Origin of the sequence: Natronosporangium hydrolyticum, from assembly GCF_016925615.1 — a bacterium.
Classification (GTDB): domain Bacteria; phylum Actinomycetota; class Actinomycetes; order Mycobacteriales; family Micromonosporaceae; genus Natronosporangium; species Natronosporangium hydrolyticum.
This window is the reverse complement of sequence record NZ_CP070499.1, coordinates 4595392-4612131: the sequence shown is the minus strand read 5'-3', so window position 1 is coordinate 4612131 and position 16740 is coordinate 4595392. Positions and strand designations below refer to the sequence as shown.

Below are 16740 nucleotides of genomic sequence, written 5' to 3'. Positions count from 1 at the left end.
CCTCCCTTCGGAACAAGAAGGTCATCATCGTCCGGCAGCGTACACCAGAAACCCTCGATTGTCATCGGGCCGTCAGAGCCAGCCCTCTGCTGGTCTCGTCAGACGTTCACGACCACAGCTCGGCTGATAGGAGGCCCGTGGTCTCGATCGGCGGCAGACCATCGTCCAGTCCTCGTAGCCGCCGGTAGGTGTCGCGCATAGCGCTCTTGTCCGAGAGGTGTCGTTTGAGAGCCGCGCGCTGGAGGACCGTGATGGTGCTTGCCAAGTTGATTGACCCTACAGAAGGGTTGCCAGCGCGAAGCCGACGGAGTCGGCTGATCTCGGAAGTGGCTAGCTGCGCGCCGTAACCGTCGTCGATGAGCACCGTTACCGAGGCGCCGGCTTCAGCAGCGACGACTGAGTGCGCGATGACCATGATCTCGCCCAGATCTTTCGGCTGCCTCATCCTTTGTCTCATAGGTTGTCGGGTGATCCGGTGGACAACCGCGGCGAGCTCGGGTGTCGGGTGGTCCGAGAGTATCTGCATCCAGCGGGGCGTCAGCTTCCGCCAGACCTGCTCGGCGCCTTGAAAGCGTTCGTCCTGGCGAGACTTGCGGAAGACCTCCTCCCGCACAGTCTCGGGGGCGCAGAGCTGGCCAAGGACGCTGATGAGGAGGCGTTCCTTGCGGATGGAGAAGAAGTTGAGGCCGGGTCCCGCATCGATGATCGGCCGGTGGCTCACGCGGTACCTCTCTCCGCCGTGGAGCTATGTCCATCGTCGTCCGTCGAAGAGAGGTCCTCCTCCAACGCGGCCAGGTCCACGTCCACGATGGGCAGGTCGCTGGGGTCTGCCCAGGCGATCTCCCGTTTGGAGGGATCGATTCCTGCTTCTCGCAGTTCTGCGATAGCGGCTTCCGAGCTGATTCCTCGCAAGGTGGCAATAGCCTGCGCGGGCAGCACACCCTCCACGTAGCCCTTGATAGCTCGGGCGAGCAGTCGCTGCGGCGCTCTGCGTTGATTGGAGTCCGATTGCAGGGTGCGGTACTGGTCGATCCAGCCGAACCGGACTGCCAGCTGTGGCGTGGACACACTCATCCACTCCGACTTGGTAGCGGTATCGATGTACCCAGCTTGATGGAGCGCGATCGCAGCGATCGGCGGCGAGACCAGGAATCGTTGAACGACGGCGGAAAGGGCGGACTGGTTGATCGGCAGCTGGCTTCCGAGAAACTCCCGCAAGCCGTCGGCGGGCACAAGTAGATGGCGGGCGAAGGCGTCGGCACGGATTTCCCGTGGAGTCCGGTCGCTCCACCTGCCCGTGCCATCGTCGACCCAATCCTCGAACAGCACGTGGCCGAGTTCGTGGGCGAGTGTACTGCGCTGCCGCATCGGCCGCTGGGTGCGTGCGACACCGATGAACACGGCATTGCGGCGCGGATCGCGCATCGTCAGTCCGTGTTCGTCTGGGCCCACGTCAAGCACCGCAACGTCGATCCCCGTGGCCTGCTCGATGATCGCCACGAAGTCGCCGAATGGCTGCACGCCCATGTGATGTTCTTGGCGAAACCGTGCCGCGGCGGTCCGCCCTTCGCTCTCAGCGGTCACGAAAATCTGCCGCGACGTCAGATTGTGGCGGGGATGGCGTGGTCGGCGAGGTAGTCGTCGAGTTCCAGGAAGTGGAGCAATGACCGCCGCATGCTATCCATCTCAGCGTGGTTCGTTGCGCGCGCCGCACACTGCGCCGTGTCCGCCACGGTACTGGTCCCGGTTAGCTGGGCGACGGTGTGCCCGGTTGCCCACGCGATCGCGACCACCTCGGGCAGCTTGGCTCCCCGATCCCCGGAGATGATCCGTGAAAGCGTGGACTGCGAGATGCCGGTGACGTCAGCAAGGGCACGTTGGCTGAGGCCGGCAGTCGCCCGGGCACGCTCTATCAGCGCGCCGACGCTGGTCATTGTCATGGTAACCACCTCTTTGAATCAGGGGATGACCTGATGATTCATCATAGCCCGGAGGTCGACGCTGACGCCACTCCGGTGCTGATTCTCGAAGACGGGATTGGCTGGGTCGGCGTAGCCGAGTGAGCGGTGGCCGGGGGAGCTAAAGGCGTGGATCAGGGCGTTGGTTCACACCCAGATCGCTGCTGGCCAGCCGTCGGAGTGTGTAACCGGCGGGTCCGGCAGCGGCGTCGCGGTGCCGGCCGCGACGCGCGCCGCGGTCCAGGCGGCGGCGCAGGCGTCGAGCACGTCGTCCACGGCTGCCTGGCGACCCGCCTCCCCCAGCTCGGCGGGTAGCTCGATTCCGGCCTCGGCCAGCAGACGCTGGCGATATTGGGCTCCGGCCCAGGTGCGCTTGCTGTCGAGCAGCGGCCCGCCGGCCATGCTGGCGAACGACACCTCGGGGTGCACCTCGACGACCCGCCGTCCCGCCTGCCGTGTCCAGCCGTCGACCTCGAGAATCTTCGACCGCAGGGCGTATCCCTGAGCCGAGACGCCCTCGCCTGCCCGCTCCCGGTTCACCTGCACCGCCTGCGCGTGGCTGCCGGCCGCCAGCGCTGCCCGTACCGGCGTCATGAACACCGATGATCGTCGAGGCCCCAGCCGTTGACGGGCCAGCATGTCGGCCTCCCGCCGCCCGGTGTCCGGAAGACCGATCGGGATGTCGATGCCGATGGCGGCGAGCTGACCAGCCACCTCGGCCTCGGCGACCAGGGTGGCGATTGTCCTCGAGACGTGTGCCGTAGCGGCGCCCTGGTGCAGGACCACGCCGATCCAACCCGTCTTGCAGGCGTCTGCACCGAGCACCCTGGATGGCGACATCCGAACACGATAGCGCTGCTGGCGGTCGCCCGGTGGCGGCGCGGGGTCTAAGCTGGACATCGCCAGCAATGAGGAGAGTGTGTGCCGGTGACCGGGGCGAGCGAGCACCCGCAGGTGGTGGTGTATCCCCGTACCTGGTGGCAGACGCCCGGAGGGCGGCGGGCCGGGTGGCGGCGTGGACTGGCGGGCGCGGTAACCGTCCTGGTCCTCGCGGTGGCGGTGCTGTTGTGGTTGGAGCGACCGCCCACCAACGGAGCCGGCGGGGCCGGGGAGACGGCGGTGGCAGGCTACCCGGAGCGGGCCGACATCAAGTTCGGGTGGCGCAGGCGCCTTCCTGACGCGCCTGGGCCCGCCGCCGGCACCATCCAGGCAGGTGGGAGCGTCTCTGCCGTGTCGGACGGCGGCGCCCGATGGAGGCTGCCGGACCAGCCAGGGTTTGGCCGGACGGCCAAGCTCTCGCCAGATGGCCGTTACCTGCTTCAATATTATCGCGGGGCCCTCGAGATCCGCGATCTGATCGATGGTGGACGTTCCTCCTTCCCGGACGTCGACGTGCGCTGGATGACCGACCCGTTCTGGTCGCCGGACAGCAGCCGGGTGCTGGTGCCGACCGCCGAGGATGATCCGGTAGTGGTGCTCGGCGTCGATGGCAGTCAGTCAGAGCTGACCGGGCCGGGCGTGGTGGCGGGCTGGGCTGGCCGGGCCTCGGTAGTGTGGCTGGCCGGTTCCGGCGATCCCGCGCGCGGCCGAACCACCGTTGTGGCGGCGAAGGTGGTGTCGTTGGCGGGGGAGACACTGCGCACCGTGGAGTTGCAGCCGGAGTCGCCGTGGCGGGTCTCGGCCTCGGATCTGCTGGAGACGCCGCTGGATTCGACGGTGTCGGTCGCTCCCGATGGTGCCCAGTTGGCCATCATCGAGCGCGGTGGTAGCGAGGATGAGCTCCGGCGATTCTCGCTGCGGGACGGTATGCAGCTCGCGGCCCCGGTGATGGTTTCGCGAGCGCTCTCGTGTCCCATTTCCTGGGCCGGATCAGCCCCGGTGGTTCACACCTATGAACGGGAGAGCGGCCGCGCCAGCGTAGTGCGGGTGGTCGATGATCGAGTCGAGCGACTGATCGTCTTCGCGCCACGGCTGGAGGTGCGCTGCAGCGTCTGGGCTACCGAGGCGTTGACCGGGCAGGCCCACTCCGCGGTCTTCGGCACCAACGAGGCGTGGTGGACCTGGTGGCGCAGCCACCTCACATCGGCCACCGGCATTGGTCTGCTGGGGAGCCTGCTGGTAGGAGTGTGGCGGTGGTTGCGGAAGCGGGCACGAAGCTGGCAGGAGCGGTCTATTCGGAAGCCGGGTCCGAACACCGAGACATCCGCTGGGTGAAGCTACGATCTGCTACGCCGCAGCCAGAAAACCCCCGCGGTCATGACCAGAAAGAGGCAGGCCAAGGTGCCGGTGATCCACCGCTGGTACGGCTCGTGTGGACTGAAGAGCGGGGGGATCGACAGAATGAGGGCGGCTCCGGCCAGGACCATTCCGAGGAATGTGGCCAAAAACGGCGGGCTGGACCTATCGATCACATCGAACCCCGCGGTTGCGCTCTCGACAGCGTTGCTCGAAACCGTGCATGCCCCCATCTTCTCGTGGCTGGGACGACCTCTGTCAAGCTCGCTGGTGATCGAGCGTGCCGGGCGCGGAGCCGGTCGCTGCCATGATGGGATACGACGCATGGCGGTTTCGGGTGCTCCGGTGCTGGAGATGCTGTGGGAAGCTCACGACCCGCACCTCGCGTTCAAGGAGAGGTTCGGCTTCAGCGACGAGGAGTCGGCCGGCCGCTGGGTCGCCACCACGCTGGGCGAGTGCTGGGGTGTCCAGGTCCACTCCTGTGAACGGATCGTGATCAGCGACCGCAACGCCTTGGCCTGGGTCGTCACGCCATCCGGCCGGCTGCTCGCGAAGTGGTCGGTCGCGCCCGAGCGGTTCCCGCGACTGTGGGAGATGACCCGGCTCACGCACTGGCTGGACGGCCAGGGGCTGCCGGTCTCGGCGCCAGTCCCCGCCCTGGACGGCCGGCTTCAGCTGGAGGTCGACGGTGTCTCGATGTGCCTGCAGCGCGAGATCCAGGGCGACCTGCTCGACACCGCTGACCCCGATCAGGTGCGAGCGGCCGGCGCGGCCTTGGCCCGGTTGCAGGCCGCGTTGGCGGTGTACCCCGACGCCGATCGGGTCGCCTCGCTGGCTAATCCGGGTGAACCGTCGCCGGCCCCGTTGCCGACCCGGGTCACCGACTGGCTCGACACCAGCGCCGGGCAGGTACCCGCCGCGGCTCGCGATCTCCTGCGCCGGTTGATCGCTGCCGCGCCGACGGACCACCTGCCGGCCCAGCTCGTCCACCATGACTTCCGCTCCGCCAACGTCCTGTGCGCCGGAGCCGAAGTCGCCGCGATCATCGACTTCGAGGAGGCTCGGCTCGACCACCGGGTCGTCGAGCTGGCACGGTCGGCGGTCCTGCTCGGGACCCGTTTCCGGAACTGGGGACCGGTGTCGGCTGAGGTTCGCGCGGGGTTCCTCGCCGGATACCAGTCCGTACGCCGGCTGACCCCGGTCGAGGCCGGCTGGTGGGACATCCTGCTGCTCTGGCACGCCCTGGCGATGGTGCCGCCCGGCGACGACCCGACCGGGTGGGGAGCATCTGCGCAGAGCCACCTGACGGAGCTGGCCCGTACCGTGTGAAAGAAATCAGCCCGACGCCAACGCCAGTCTCCGGGATGCGGCGCCCGTGCCTCGGCGAACCGGCCCAGCTACCTTGCTGATCCGTATGTCAAGCCGCCTGAGCGAGCTGCGGGACGCCCCGGGTCGGCCTGGTTACGGCTAGATCGTGGGCGGTCTGGAGGTTGATCCAGAAGTCAGGGGTGGTCCCGAAGGCGCCAGCCAGGAGCCAGGCGGTCTCCGGCGTTACGCCCCGCTTACCACGCACAAGCTCGTTGATTCGCTGAACTGGTACGCCCAGGTGCTCGGCCAGTGCTACCTGAGTCAAGCCGAGCGGTTTGAGGAACTCCTCGCTCAGGACCTCACCGGGGTGGGTTGGGATCCGGTTCGCTGGCAGCATCTGTCCTCCTCAGTGGTAGTCGACGATCGTGACCTCGTGCGCGTCTCCGCTCTCCCAACGGAAGACGATGCGCCACTGGTCGTTTACCCGGATGCTGTGGTCTCCTGCACGGTCTCCCTTCAACGCCTCCAACCGGTTACCCGGCGGTACCCGCAGGTCACGAAGCTCCCGGGCCGCGTTGACCATATCCAGCTTCCGGAGCGCCGCAGCGCGGATGTTGGCTGGGATGCGCCGGGCGCGGCTGGTGCGTCCGTGGAACAAGGCCTCCGTCGCTGCGTCGCCGAACGAAGCGATCAAAGTGTTTCCCCCACCACGCCACGGTACACGCTTTCACGGTGTCCATGCAATTGTATCCGTCGGGGCGCAACGCCAGGAGCCGCGAGACCAGGGTTTGGTTGGACGCGGTTGCCGGCGTCGGCCGCAGACCGGTGGCGAGCCCGACTTGGTGTGACAGGGTGGGGGAGTGAACCGACTCGCGGACGCTACGTCTCCGTACCTGCTGCAGCACGCCGACAACCCGGTCGACTGGTTCGAGTGGGGCGAGCCGGCGTTCGCCGAGGCCAGGCGGCGGGACGTGCCGATCATGATCTCTGTCGGGTACAGCGCCTGCCACTGGTGTCACGTGATGGCGCATGAGTCGTTCGAAGACCCGGAGGTCGGGCGCGCCCTCAACGAGGGGTTCGTGTCGATCAAGGTGGATCGCGAGGAACGGCCCGACGTCGATGCGGTGTATATGACCGCCACCCAGGCGATGACCGGGCAGGGCGGCTGGCCGATGACGGTCTTCGCCACTCCTGAGGGGGAGCCGTTCTTCTGCGGCACCTACTTCCCCAAGCCGCAGTTCACGCAGCTGTTGCGGTCGGTGGGTGCGGCCTGGCGGGATCAGCGGGACGCGGTCACGCGGCAGAGCGCGGCGGTGGTGGAGGCGCTGGCGCGGGTGGCGGTGCCTCCCGGCGCCGGCACCGCCCTGGACGAAGGCCAGCTCGACGCGGCCGCCGCCCAGCTGGTGCGGGAGCAGGACCAGGTCAACGGCGGGTTCGGGGACGCTCCGAAGTTCCCGCCGCACATGAACCTGCTGTTTCTGCTGCGGCAGGTGGCGCGTACCGGTGACCCGGGGTCGTTGGAGCTGGTCCGGCACACCAGTGAGCAGATGGCCCGGGGCGGGATCTATGACCAGCTCGGCGGCGGCTTCGCCCGCTACAGCGTGGACGCAACCTGGACGGTGCCGCACTTCGAGAAGATGCTCTACGACAACGCGCTACTGCTGCGGGCCTATACCCAGCTGTGGCGGCGGGACCTGGCCGCCGCCGACGGCAGCGGGGCGCTGGCCGGGCGGGTGGCCCGGGAGACGGTCGGTTTCCTGCTGCGGGATCTGCTGCTTCCCGAGGGCGGGTTCGCCTCGGCGCTGGATGCCGATACCGACGGGGTGGAGGGCGCCACCTATGTGTGGACGCCGGCTCAGCTGCGGGAGGTGCTGGGCGAGGCGGACGGCGACTGGGCAGCTGATGTCTTCGGGGTCACCGAGCCGGGCACCTTCGAGCACGGCACCAGCGTGCTGCAGCTGGCACGGGACATCGACGGCGCCGACCCGACGGTGGTCGACCGGTGGCAACGGGTACGCCGGCAGCTGGCGCTGGCCCGGGCGCAGCGCCCGCAGCCGGCCCGGGACGACAAGGTGGTGGCGGCCTGGAACGGGCTGACCGTCACCGCGCTGGCCGAGTATCTGTCGGTCGCTCGTACCGTGGCGGCGCCGGTGGCGGACCCGGAGCAGCCGCCGTGGCTGGACGAGCTGACCGTGGTGATCGGCCGGGCCGCGGAGGTGCTCGCCTCCCACATCGTCGACGGGCGGCTGCGGCGGGTCTCCCGCGACGGCGTCGTCGGCCAGCCAGCGGGGGTGCTGGACGACTACGGGGCGGTGGCCGAGGCGTTCTGTGCGGTGCATCAGCTGACCGGCGAGGGTCGGTGGCTGACCCTCGCCGGGGAGCTGCTGGAGGTGGCGCTGACCCGGTTCGACAATGGCCAGGGCGGTTTCTTCGACACCGCCGACGACGCTGAACAGCTGGTCGCCAGGCCGGCGGACCCGACCGACAACGCCAGCCCGTCCGGCCTGTCGGCGGTGGCCGGGGCGCTCACCGCGTACGCCGCGCTCACCGGCGAGGCGCGCTACCGGGAGGCGGCGCAGCGGGCGTTGGCGACGGTGGCGCCGTTGGCGCAGCAGCATCCCCGGTTCATCGGTTACGCGTGTGCGGTGGGGGAGGCGCTGCTCTCCGGCCCTTATGAGATCGCGATCGTCACCGACGATCCGGTGGGGGATCCGCTGGTGCGCACCGCGTACCGGCTGGCGCCGCCGGGGGCGGTGGTGGTCGCGGGTGGTCCGGACCAGCCGGGGGTGCCGCTGCTGGCGGGCCGGACCTGGCGGGGCGGCGAGTCGACGGCGTACGTCTGCCGCCAGTTCGTCTGTGACCGGCCGGTCACAGACGAGCAGGAGTTGGCGGCGCAGCTGACCTGATACCTCCCAGTGCGACACACAGGTTTCTAATCGGACATACAGCCATCTAACCGATAAGCTCGGCTGATTCCTGACCCTGTCGCTTGGGGAGGCAGCCGATGACCGGGCTCGCCGCCGTGTTCGGCACCGACCTGCCGGCGCCGGCAGGTCACCAACCCGGCTGGCCGCCGGCGGCGGCGACGATCGCCGCCGCCCTCGCCGTCCGCGGCCGGCAACCCGCCAACTGGTCCGCGGGCGGGGCTGAGCTGGTGATCCAGGCGGAGCTGCCGATGGTGCACCGGATACCGGCCGGAGCATTGGTGCTCGCCGGCTCGGCGGCGCCGAGCGACATCGCCGCCGCCTACGCCAGCGGCGGGGCGGCGGGGTTGCGTGCACTCGGCCTCGGGGAGTACGCGGTGATTCTGGCAGATCTGTCCCGGAACGTGCTCTTCCTCGCGCGGACTCCGGCCGGACCGCCGTTGTACTGGGCGCGCCACGGCCCGGTGGTACTAGCGGCCTCGGAACCAGCCGGGGTGCTCGCGGGCGGGCTACCGGCCGAACCCGACCAGACCGTGGTCCGCCGATTTCTCGCCACCGGCGCCTGCGACGACCAGGCCGCCACCTTCTACGCCGGGGTCCGGCGGGTACTGCCCGGCCAGGTGGTCGAGGTGACCCGGACCCCGACCGGCTGCCAGGTCCGGGCCGACCCGCCAGCGCCAGCGCCGCTGCCCGACCCGGCGCAGCGGCTGGCGGCGCTCGACTTCACCGGGCCGGTCGGGGTCCGGCTCGGCTGCGGAGCCGGCGCCGCGGCGGTGCTCGGGAGCGCTCTCGCCGCCCACGACCGACCCCGGCCGCTGCCGGTCTACTCGGCCCACTTCCCCGAGTTGACCGCCGTCGACGACCGTGGCGCCTACTGCGCCGGCACGCTGCTCGGCCCGTCCGCGCTCGGCGCCGCGCGGCATCGGGCGCTGCCCTTCTTCCTGGACGAGGTCGATGTCGACGGGTACCTCGACGACCTGGGCGAGCCCACCCCTTCGCTATCGGACTGGTTGTGCTGGGCGACGGCCCGGCGGGTAGCCGGTGACGTCGGCGTCCTGGTCGACTCGATGACCGGCCCGCAGCTGTCCCGGCTCACCGACCGGATCGCCAGCCGGTACGGGGTCGTGGTGGCGCAGCCGCTGGCGGATCTCACCGCGGCAGCGGGGCGCGCCGCCGCGTTGACGATCGCGGAGCGGACCCTCCCCGACGCGGCAGTCACCGACACGCTCGCCAGCCAGCCCGACGACAGCACCGGTCCGCTCCTGCCGGAGCTGCTGCGCGGACTGCAATCCGAACTGGTCACCACCTTCCTCGACCCGCGGCTGCCGGCGTACCTGGGGCCGAGAACCGCCGCTGACGGGCTGCGGCAGGTGCTGGCGCTGCTCTCCGGCGGCGCCGACCCAGCCGCGGTGTGGCGGCGCTACCTGGTGGAACGCTGGCTGCGGCGGCCCCCGTTTCGGCAGCATCCGGGGCGTGCCGCGCCGCCGGCCGAGTGGGCGGCGCCCACCTCTCCGGACCGGGCCGGCGGATGGGCGGTGGTCCCGGTGCGGACCGAGCTGCTCCAGCCCGGCGACCGGTTCCTTGCCCGATTAGCTTGGTATGCCAGCGAAGCGGCGGCCGGCGCCCCGCCTGGTCGATGGTGGCTGCTGCTCGCCGCCAAGCCGCTGGCGGTGGCCCAGGGGCGGGCCCGGCCGCTGTGGGAGATCCGGCCCGGCCCCACCGCCCGGCTGCTGCACCGGTTGGCGGGTCGCCGCCTCGCCGCGGCCGGAGCGTTCGGCGGCGTCACCCTCCGGCGACCCACCGCTGGGCTGTCCCTGGCCGGCCCGTGGACGCTGCAGGTGGCCGTCGAGACCGCTGGGCGGTGCCGGCTGGTCGCGGCGACCGCCGTGGCGCTGCTCGGTGGCGCCCGGCTCGCCGCCCGGATCGCGGGGCCGGCGGCGCGGTCGGTGCGACCGCCGCGTCCCGGCGCCCCGCCGCCGGCGCAGGTGGCGGTCACCTCCGCGCCCGCCGAACCGGACCGGGTCGCCGCCCAACTGCTCACCGCCCTCCGGACAACCCTGCCGCCGGACCGTTTTGCCGACCTCGCCGGCTGTGCGGTGGTGACCGACGAGGTGCTCGGGTGGGCCACCATCAGCGGCGAGCCGCCGCCGTCGGCCGATTGGGAGCAGCTGCGGGCGTTCGCGGCGAGCGACCCGTTCGACCCCCCGTCGACGCCGATGGTGCTCGCGTTACCGGCCGGTATCCTCAGACCGTACGACCAGAGTGGGGCACCCCCCACCGGAGGCACGGCAGGCAGGAGTGAGTATGCCGGGGGAGTCGTTCGACACGTACCAGCTGGGCCAGGAGCACCAGGCGGTACGCGACGCAGCACGCAAGATCAGCCAGGACAAGGTCGCCCCGAACGCGGCGAAGGCGGATGAGACGAGCGAGTTCCCGCAGGCCTCGTACGAGGCGTTGCGCATCGCCGACCTGCACGCCCCACACATCCCGACCGAGTACGGGGGCGGCGGGGCCGACGCGTTGGCGACTGCGATAGTCATTGAGGAGGTCTCGCGTGCCTGCGCCGCCTCCGGCCTGATCCCGGCGGTCAACAAGCTCGGCACCATGCCGCTGTTGCTGGCCGGCTCCGAGCCGCTGAAGCAGCAGTTCCTGCCGCCGGTGGCCAGCGGAGAGGCGATGTTCTCCTACTGCCTCTCCGAGCCGGAGGCCGGCTCCGACGTGGCCGCGATGACCACCCGGGCGGTGCCGGACGGAGACGGCTGGATCCTCAACGGAGTCAAGCGGTGGATCACCAACGCGGGGGTCTCCCGTTTCTACACCGTCTTCGCGGTGACTGAGCCCGGCGCCGGCACCCGCGGCATCTCGGCCTTCGTGGTCGACGCCGAGAACGACGCCGGCGTCGGCTTCGGGGCACCGGAGCGCAAGCTCGGGATCAAGGGCTCGCCCACCCGCGAGGTCTACCTCGACGGGGTGCGGGTCGGCCCGGACCGGCTGGTCGGCGCCGTCGGGGAGGGGTTCAAGCTGGCCATGCGCACGCTCGACCACACCCGGGTGACGATCGCCGCCCAGGCGGTGGGGATCGCGGCCGGGGCGCTGGCGGCGGCCGGCGAGTACGTCACCGAGCGGGAGCAGTTCGGCCACCGGTTGGCTGACCTGCAGGCGGTGCAGTTCATGGTGGCCGACATGGGCATGAAGCTGGAGGCGGCGAGGCAGCTGACGTACGCGGCGGCGGCCCGCTCCGAGCGCGTCGAGGCCGACCTGACCTTCTTCGGGGCGGCGGCGAAGTGTTTCGCCTCCGACGCGGCGATGGAGATCACCACCGACGCGGTGCAGCTGCTCGGTGGCTACGGCTGCACCAAGGACTATCCACTGGAACGGATGATGCGGGACGCCAAGATCACCCAGATCTACGAAGGCACCAACCAGGTCCAGCGCGTCGTCATGGCCCGGCAGCTGCTCAAACCCCGCTGAGCCGGGCCGACGGCACGCCATCCGGGTCGGCGCTAAGCTTGCGACCTGTGGATACGCGTACCGGTCTGCCGGTGGTCGGGATGGTCGGCGGCGGGCAGCTGGCCCGGATGACCCATCAGGCGGCGATTGCGCTCGGCCAGTCATTGCGGGTGCTCGCCACCGACCCTGACGACGGCGCCGCCATCGTCGCCGCCGACGTGCACCTGGGCCAGCCGACCGACCTGGAGGCGCTGCGGCGGTTCGCGAAAGGCTGCGACGTGGTCACCTTCGACCACGAACACGTCCCCGGCGACCACATCCGGGCGCTGGCGGCGGCCGGCGAGACCGTCTACCCGAGCGCGGACGCCCTGCTCTACGCCCAGGACAAGCTAGCGATGCGGCGGCGGCTCGCTGAGCTCGGCATCGCCGTCCCCCGGTGGCGGGCGGTCAGCACCGCCGACGAGCTCGACGAGTTCGCCGCCGGTGACTACCCGATCATCCTGAAGACGGTCCGGGGCGGTTACGACGGCCGCGGGGTCTTTGTGATCGAGGCTCCGGAGGAGGCCGCCGGCCAGCTCGCCACCGGTGAGCCGGTGCTGCTGGAGGAGAAGCTGACGCTGCGGCGGGAGTTGGCGGTCCAGCTCGCCCGGTCACCGTTCGGCCAGGTCGCGGTCTACCCAGTAGTGGAGACGGTGCAGGCGGACGGCGTCTGCGTCGAGGTACTCGCCCCCGCCCCCGGGCTCGACGAACAGACCGCGGTGGAGATCCAGCAGCTGGCGATCCGGATCGCCACCGAACTCGACGTGGTCGGCCTGCTCGCGGTCGAGCTGTTCGAGACCGACCGGGGCATCCTCGTCAACGAGCTGGCGATGCGTCCGCACAACTCCGGCCACTGGAGCATCGAGGGGGCCCGGACCTCCCAGTTCGAGCAGCATCTGCGGGCGGTGCTGGACTATCCGCTGGGCGCCTGCGAGCTGGCCGCCCCGGCGGTGGTGATGGCGAATGTGCTCGCCGCCGAGACCACCGCGCAGCCGCTCGACGAACGGCTGCACCACCTGTTCGCGGCGGTCCCGGACGTCAAAGTGCATCTTTACGGCAAGCGAACGCGCCCCGGTCGCAAGATCGGGCACGTCACCGCCCTCGGCACGGAGCTGGCCGAGGTACGTGACCGGGCGGCGCGGGCCGCGACACTACTACGGGAAGGGACCACGCACTGATGCCGACGGTCGGCGTGATCATGGGGAGCGACTCGGACTGGCCGGTGATGCGGGCCGCGGCGGAGGCGCTCGCCGAGTTCGGGGTGGCGTACGAGCAGCGGGTGGTGTCGGCGCACCGCACCCCCGCGGCGATGCTGGAGTACGCGCAGACCGCGGCCGACCGTGGGGTCCAGGTGATCATCGCCGGCGCCGGCGGTGCGGCGCACCTGCCGGGGATGGTCGCCTCGGCGACCCCGCTGCCGGTGATCGGGGTGCCGGTGCCGCTGGCGCACCTCGACGGCATGGATTCGTTGCTCTCGATCGTGCAGATGCCGGCCGGGGTTCCGGTGGCGACGGTCTCGATCGGCGGCGCCCGCAACGCCGGCCTGCTGGCGGTCCGGATGCTCGCGGCGAGCGACCAAAAACTGCGGGCTGCGATGGCGGCCTACCAGGGGCGGCTGGCCGACCTGGTCACTCAGAAGGACGCCGCCCTGCAATCCGAGTTCTAAGCCGATAACCGCCGACTGTTGCGCCGCATTCGCAACCGTGTGGCACCACCACTTGGATTCGGCTACTGTGGAAACACGTGGGCTCTGCTTGCTTGTGAGGGCTTCGTTCTCGTCTAGGGCCAGAGTGGGGGGCGCCAGCTTGTACGAAGAGGCGGCAAGGGCGCGGGAAAGTGAGGTCGCCTGTTTGGCGTGCAACGGTCACTTGCCTGGCGCCCTTTACTTGGCCGGCTACGTCGTTGAGTGCCTCCTCAAGGACTATCTAACTCGAATGAGTCGACCTTTCCCTCGCACCGGCGCGCGTGGACATGATCTTCGTGATCTGTATGATAAGGCTGGTTTAAGGGCCTCCGATCTCGGTGGGTTCAGGCGCGCGTTTCTCGATCGTTGGACGACGAGTATGAGGTATTCGGCTAGTTTCGACTCTGAACATCGGCCGGAGGACCTCCTTGTTGGGGCGCAGGAGCTTGCGGCTTATGTGCGTAGAAGAAGTCGGTACGCGGGTCGTAGACCTCGAAGGAGGCACGGATGACGACTCCCGAGCACGGTACCTCCGCGATTCGGCAGGTGCTTGAAACGAACGCCGACCGGCATGGGCTGCACGGGGCGCGGATTCATGTTACCCGGGAGGTCAGCGGAGGGTGGCGCATCAGGGTCGTCCACGACGGGCTGTCGAACCTTTCCGAGGCAGTCCGCAGAGAGCGGCTGCTCGCTGGACTGGAGCACGAGGCAACAGACGTGGAGCTTTTGACCCTCGCTGAGGAGCGATGGTATGGTCCGCCATTCGCTGAAACCGAGGGCGCTCTCCCGACCTGGCCAGATGCGTTCGGTCAACAGTCGGCGGAGCCGCTGCTGTTTGCTAGCGATCTTGACCAGGACCTTCCGCGTCCCGCGGTGGTGACTTTCTACAGTCTTAAGGGTGGGGTAGGTCGCACTACTGCATTGGCGGCTACGGCTCGCATCCTTGCCGGCCGTGGGCACCGGGTCTTGACTATCGACATGGATTTCGAAGCTCCCGGACTACCATTTCTGTTCGGGTTGCCTGAGTTGGAAACAGATGGCGGTGCGTTGTCGCTCCTCCTTGCTCTTGAGCAGGGAGAGGAGGTTGATGTCAGGGAACACCTCCAGAGGGTCGACGATGCGGAGGAACTCTACTGCATTCACGCCGGAAAGCTTGGGATAGACTACGCGCAGCGATTGCAGCTGGTTGAGCCGGAAGCCTGGTATCGTGAAACGCCGAACCCGCTCCATAAGCTGATCGATGCCGCGGCGAGTTCATCCATCGAGCCGGACTTTATCCTGCTCGATTCCAGAACTGGCATTTCACCTATTAGCGCGCCGTTGCTCTTTGATGTCGCGGACCTGGCGGTTGTTTGTTTCTTCCCTCACCCGCAGGCCGAACGCGGCACCGAGCTGTTGGTCGATTCGCTTCTCGCTGCGCGGACTCGGCGTTCAGTAGATCACTTACCCATTTTTCCGGAACCACGTTTCCTGGTCTCGCCGGTACCTCCGGGACCTTCCGCCGCCACGGTACAAGATCGGGCGCTCTCCTGGATTGATCGGTGGTTAAGCGCCGCCCAAGGAAGACGAGAGTCGGCGGTCGGTCCTCTTCGAGCTGACGAACTAAGCCATTTTGTCCGGTACTCTCCGGAAACTGCGTTCGCAGATTCTCTCGAACTCTCGACGATAAATAAGGAGACGTACGGGCCGGTCGCGGATTGGCTCGAACAGCTGCTTCCGCAAATGACGGCGATGGCTCTGACGAAAGAGGTAGCTGACAAGCGAACAGTGCTCCACGAACTCGACTTCTCAGCGGGAACAGCGGAGCATCACGGTAGCTTTTTCGATGATTTCGTCAGAACCGCAGTATTCGACCAGGCGATGGACCGGCGGTATCCGCTGGTGGTGGGCAGAAAGGGTACCGGCAAAACCGCAGTCTTCCGGTGGCTTCTCGAGCGGGCGCCGGGTATACGACCGGTGCCCGTGATATGTTCCCCAGCGCTCCGTGCGCCGTATCCTTGGGTGCTGAATGCACACGGTTTCGCAGCTATTGAGCCACACCTTCAAGAGCATGCCGGAGGATGGTCGGGATTCTGGGCGTGCTACGCGGCCATGGCATGCTATCTGTCGGCGCCCCAGGCTGATAGAGTCCCGCCGCCGACCGAACTTGGACTTTCGGAACTGATTCAGTACATCGGGGAGGAAGACCTGGACGAGTTAGTTGTTCAGCGACTACTTGTTCAGATGCTTGACACGCCGAACGCCGGGCTGCTTGCCGCTAGATGGTTAAAGGCTGTCGACGCGACTCTCGATAACTATCAATTTCTCCTATTCGATGGGCTGGATACAGGGTTTGGCAACGACGATTCGAGTCGGAGTCGGCGGACGAGTGCCGTCACCGGATTGTTCACATTCTTGACAGATTATGAGGGTACTTTTCAGAATCTCTCTTTCAAGATTCTGCTCCGATTTGATATTTGGCAGGACCTGCACTTCCAGAACAAGAGTCATCTGCTGGGAAGGTCGGTACAGCTACGTTGGAAAGATCAGGCCGACTATTTCAGGACCGTCCTGAAGCAGGCCGCACGGAGCGATGCCTTCATGACGATGCTGGGGGCGGCTGGGGTCAACTCAGACCCAGACTTATGGAGCCACCGGGAAGTGTTCCAGGCATGGAACATATTGGTGGGAGAACGGATGAAGGGTGGGAAGACAACATTCACCAGGAACTGGGTTTGGAACCGTCTGGCCGATGGCCAAGGTGATCATGGGCCTCGCGCGCTTATTCAGTTGTTCAACAAAGCCGTCGAGTGGGAAAAACAAGAGAACCCGCGAAACCCCTACGACCGGAGCATGATCCGACCTCGAGCGCTTGTCCCGAGTCTTGAAGAGGTGAGTGACGCGGCGTTGGCCGCGTTGCTGGACGAAGAGTTCCCGGAGCTGAGGGTCCTGGTTGGTGCGCTCCAGACCGCCGGTCGGACGCCGCTGGACCCTTCAGACATAGGGGAGATTGACGAGAGCGCCCTGGAACAGCTTGGGCTGGCGCTCGAGGTTGGTCTCATCGCGGTCCACGAGGGTACGCAAGAGGCTGTCCGGCGTTATCGGGTCCCTGATCTGTACCGACATGCGCTCAGAATGACTCGGAAGGGCCAGGCTTGACCCG

At 68.3% G+C, this 16740-nt stretch carries 14 protein-coding genes; 8 read left to right on the top strand and 6 right to left on the bottom strand.

The annotated features are described in order from the left end of the window. Nucleotides 1-106: 106 nt before the first annotated feature. The 4 genes from JQS43_RS20735 to JQS43_RS20720 all read right to left on the bottom strand — a co-directional run bounded on the left by JQS43_RS20735 (nt 107) and on the right by JQS43_RS20720 (nt 2798). Nucleotides 107-721: a PIN domain-containing protein gene (locus JQS43_RS20735; protein ID WP_239676046.1), complete on the bottom strand. Its 615-nt coding sequence runs from the start codon at nt 719-721 to the stop codon at nt 107-109. Continuing rightward, entirely contained in the window at nt 718-1584 is an 867-nt protein-coding gene (locus tag JQS43_RS20730; protein ID WP_239676045.1) for an ImmA/IrrE family metallo-endopeptidase, read from the bottom strand. The genes JQS43_RS20735 and JQS43_RS20730 overlap by 4 nt, the downstream gene beginning before the upstream one ends. 17 nt (nt 1585-1601) lie before the next feature. Further along, entirely contained in the window at nt 1602-1940 is a 339-nt protein-coding gene (locus JQS43_RS20725; protein WP_239676044.1) for a helix-turn-helix domain-containing protein, read from the bottom strand. Between the two features lie 165 nt (nt 1941-2105). Next, nucleotides 2106-2798, bottom strand: a complete 693-nt coding sequence (locus tag JQS43_RS20720; protein WP_239676043.1) for a DUF429 domain-containing protein — start codon at nt 2796-2798, stop codon at nt 2106-2108. An 81-nt stretch (nt 2799-2879) separates the two neighbouring features. Here JQS43_RS20720 and JQS43_RS20715 point away from each other — a divergent pair, with 81 nt between their 5' ends. Together JQS43_RS20715 and JQS43_RS20710 are read left to right on the top strand one after the other, a co-directional pair. Continuing rightward, nucleotides 2880-4172 (top strand): TolB-like translocation protein, encoded by a 1293-nt coding sequence (locus JQS43_RS20715; protein ID WP_239676042.1) that lies wholly within the window; start codon nt 2880-2882, stop codon nt 4170-4172. A 345-nt stretch (nt 4173-4517) separates the two neighbouring features. Then, nucleotides 4518-5522 (top strand): phosphotransferase, encoded by a 1005-nt coding sequence (locus tag JQS43_RS20710; RefSeq protein ID WP_239676041.1) that lies wholly within the window; start codon nt 4518-4520, stop codon nt 5520-5522. 88 nt (nt 5523-5610) lie between these two features. Here the strand turns inward: JQS43_RS20710 and JQS43_RS20705 are convergent, their stop codons facing one another. Together JQS43_RS20705 and JQS43_RS20700 are read right to left on the bottom strand one after the other, a co-directional pair. Continuing rightward, the gene (locus tag JQS43_RS20705) at nt 5611-5898 is read right to left on the bottom strand and encodes a HigA family addiction module antitoxin (protein ID WP_239676040.1); all 288 of its coding nucleotides are present in this window, start codon (nt 5896-5898) and stop codon (nt 5611-5613) included. A 9-nt stretch (nt 5899-5907) separates the two neighbouring features. Further along, nucleotides 5908-6195, bottom strand: a complete 288-nt coding sequence (locus JQS43_RS20700; RefSeq protein ID WP_239676039.1) for a type II toxin-antitoxin system RelE/ParE family toxin — start codon at nt 6193-6195, stop codon at nt 5908-5910. Nucleotides 6196-6361: 166 nt separating this feature from the next. Between JQS43_RS20700 and JQS43_RS20695 the strand changes: the two genes are divergently transcribed. The 6 genes from JQS43_RS20695 to JQS43_RS20670 all read left to right on the top strand — a co-directional run bounded on the left by JQS43_RS20695 (nt 6362) and on the right by JQS43_RS20670 (nt 16736). Beyond that, nucleotides 6362-8407 carry a thioredoxin domain-containing protein gene (locus JQS43_RS20695; protein WP_239676038.1) on the top strand — a complete coding sequence of 682 codons (2046 nt, stop codon included), beginning with the start codon at nt 6362-6364 and terminating at the stop codon, nt 8405-8407. A gap of 98 nt (nt 8408-8505) precedes the next feature. After that, nucleotides 8506-10845, top strand: coding sequence for a hypothetical protein (locus JQS43_RS20690; protein ID WP_239676037.1), 2340 nt, complete (start codon nt 8506-8508; stop codon nt 10843-10845). Further along, nucleotides 10730-11896: an acyl-CoA dehydrogenase family protein gene (locus tag JQS43_RS20685; protein ID WP_239676036.1), complete on the top strand. Its 1167-nt coding sequence runs from the start codon at nt 10730-10732 to the stop codon at nt 11894-11896. Before JQS43_RS20690 ends, JQS43_RS20685 begins: the two co-directional genes overlap by 116 nt. Nucleotides 11897-11943: 47 nt before the next feature. After that, complete coding sequence (locus tag JQS43_RS20680) at nt 11944-13092, top strand: 5-(carboxyamino)imidazole ribonucleotide synthase (protein ID WP_239676035.1); 1149 nt, start codon at nt 11944-11946, stop codon at nt 13090-13092. Next, complete coding sequence (purE, locus tag JQS43_RS20675) at nt 13092-13580, top strand: 5-(carboxyamino)imidazole ribonucleotide mutase (RefSeq protein WP_239676034.1); 489 nt, start codon at nt 13092-13094, stop codon at nt 13578-13580. Before JQS43_RS20680 ends, purE begins: the two co-directional genes overlap by 1 nt. A 525-nt stretch (nt 13581-14105) precedes the next feature. Then, on the top strand, nt 14106-16736 hold the full coding sequence (locus JQS43_RS20670; RefSeq protein WP_239676033.1) for a ParA family protein: 2631 nt from the start codon (nt 14106-14108) through the stop codon (nt 16734-16736). The last annotated feature ends 4 nt before the right edge of the window (nt 16737-16740 follow it).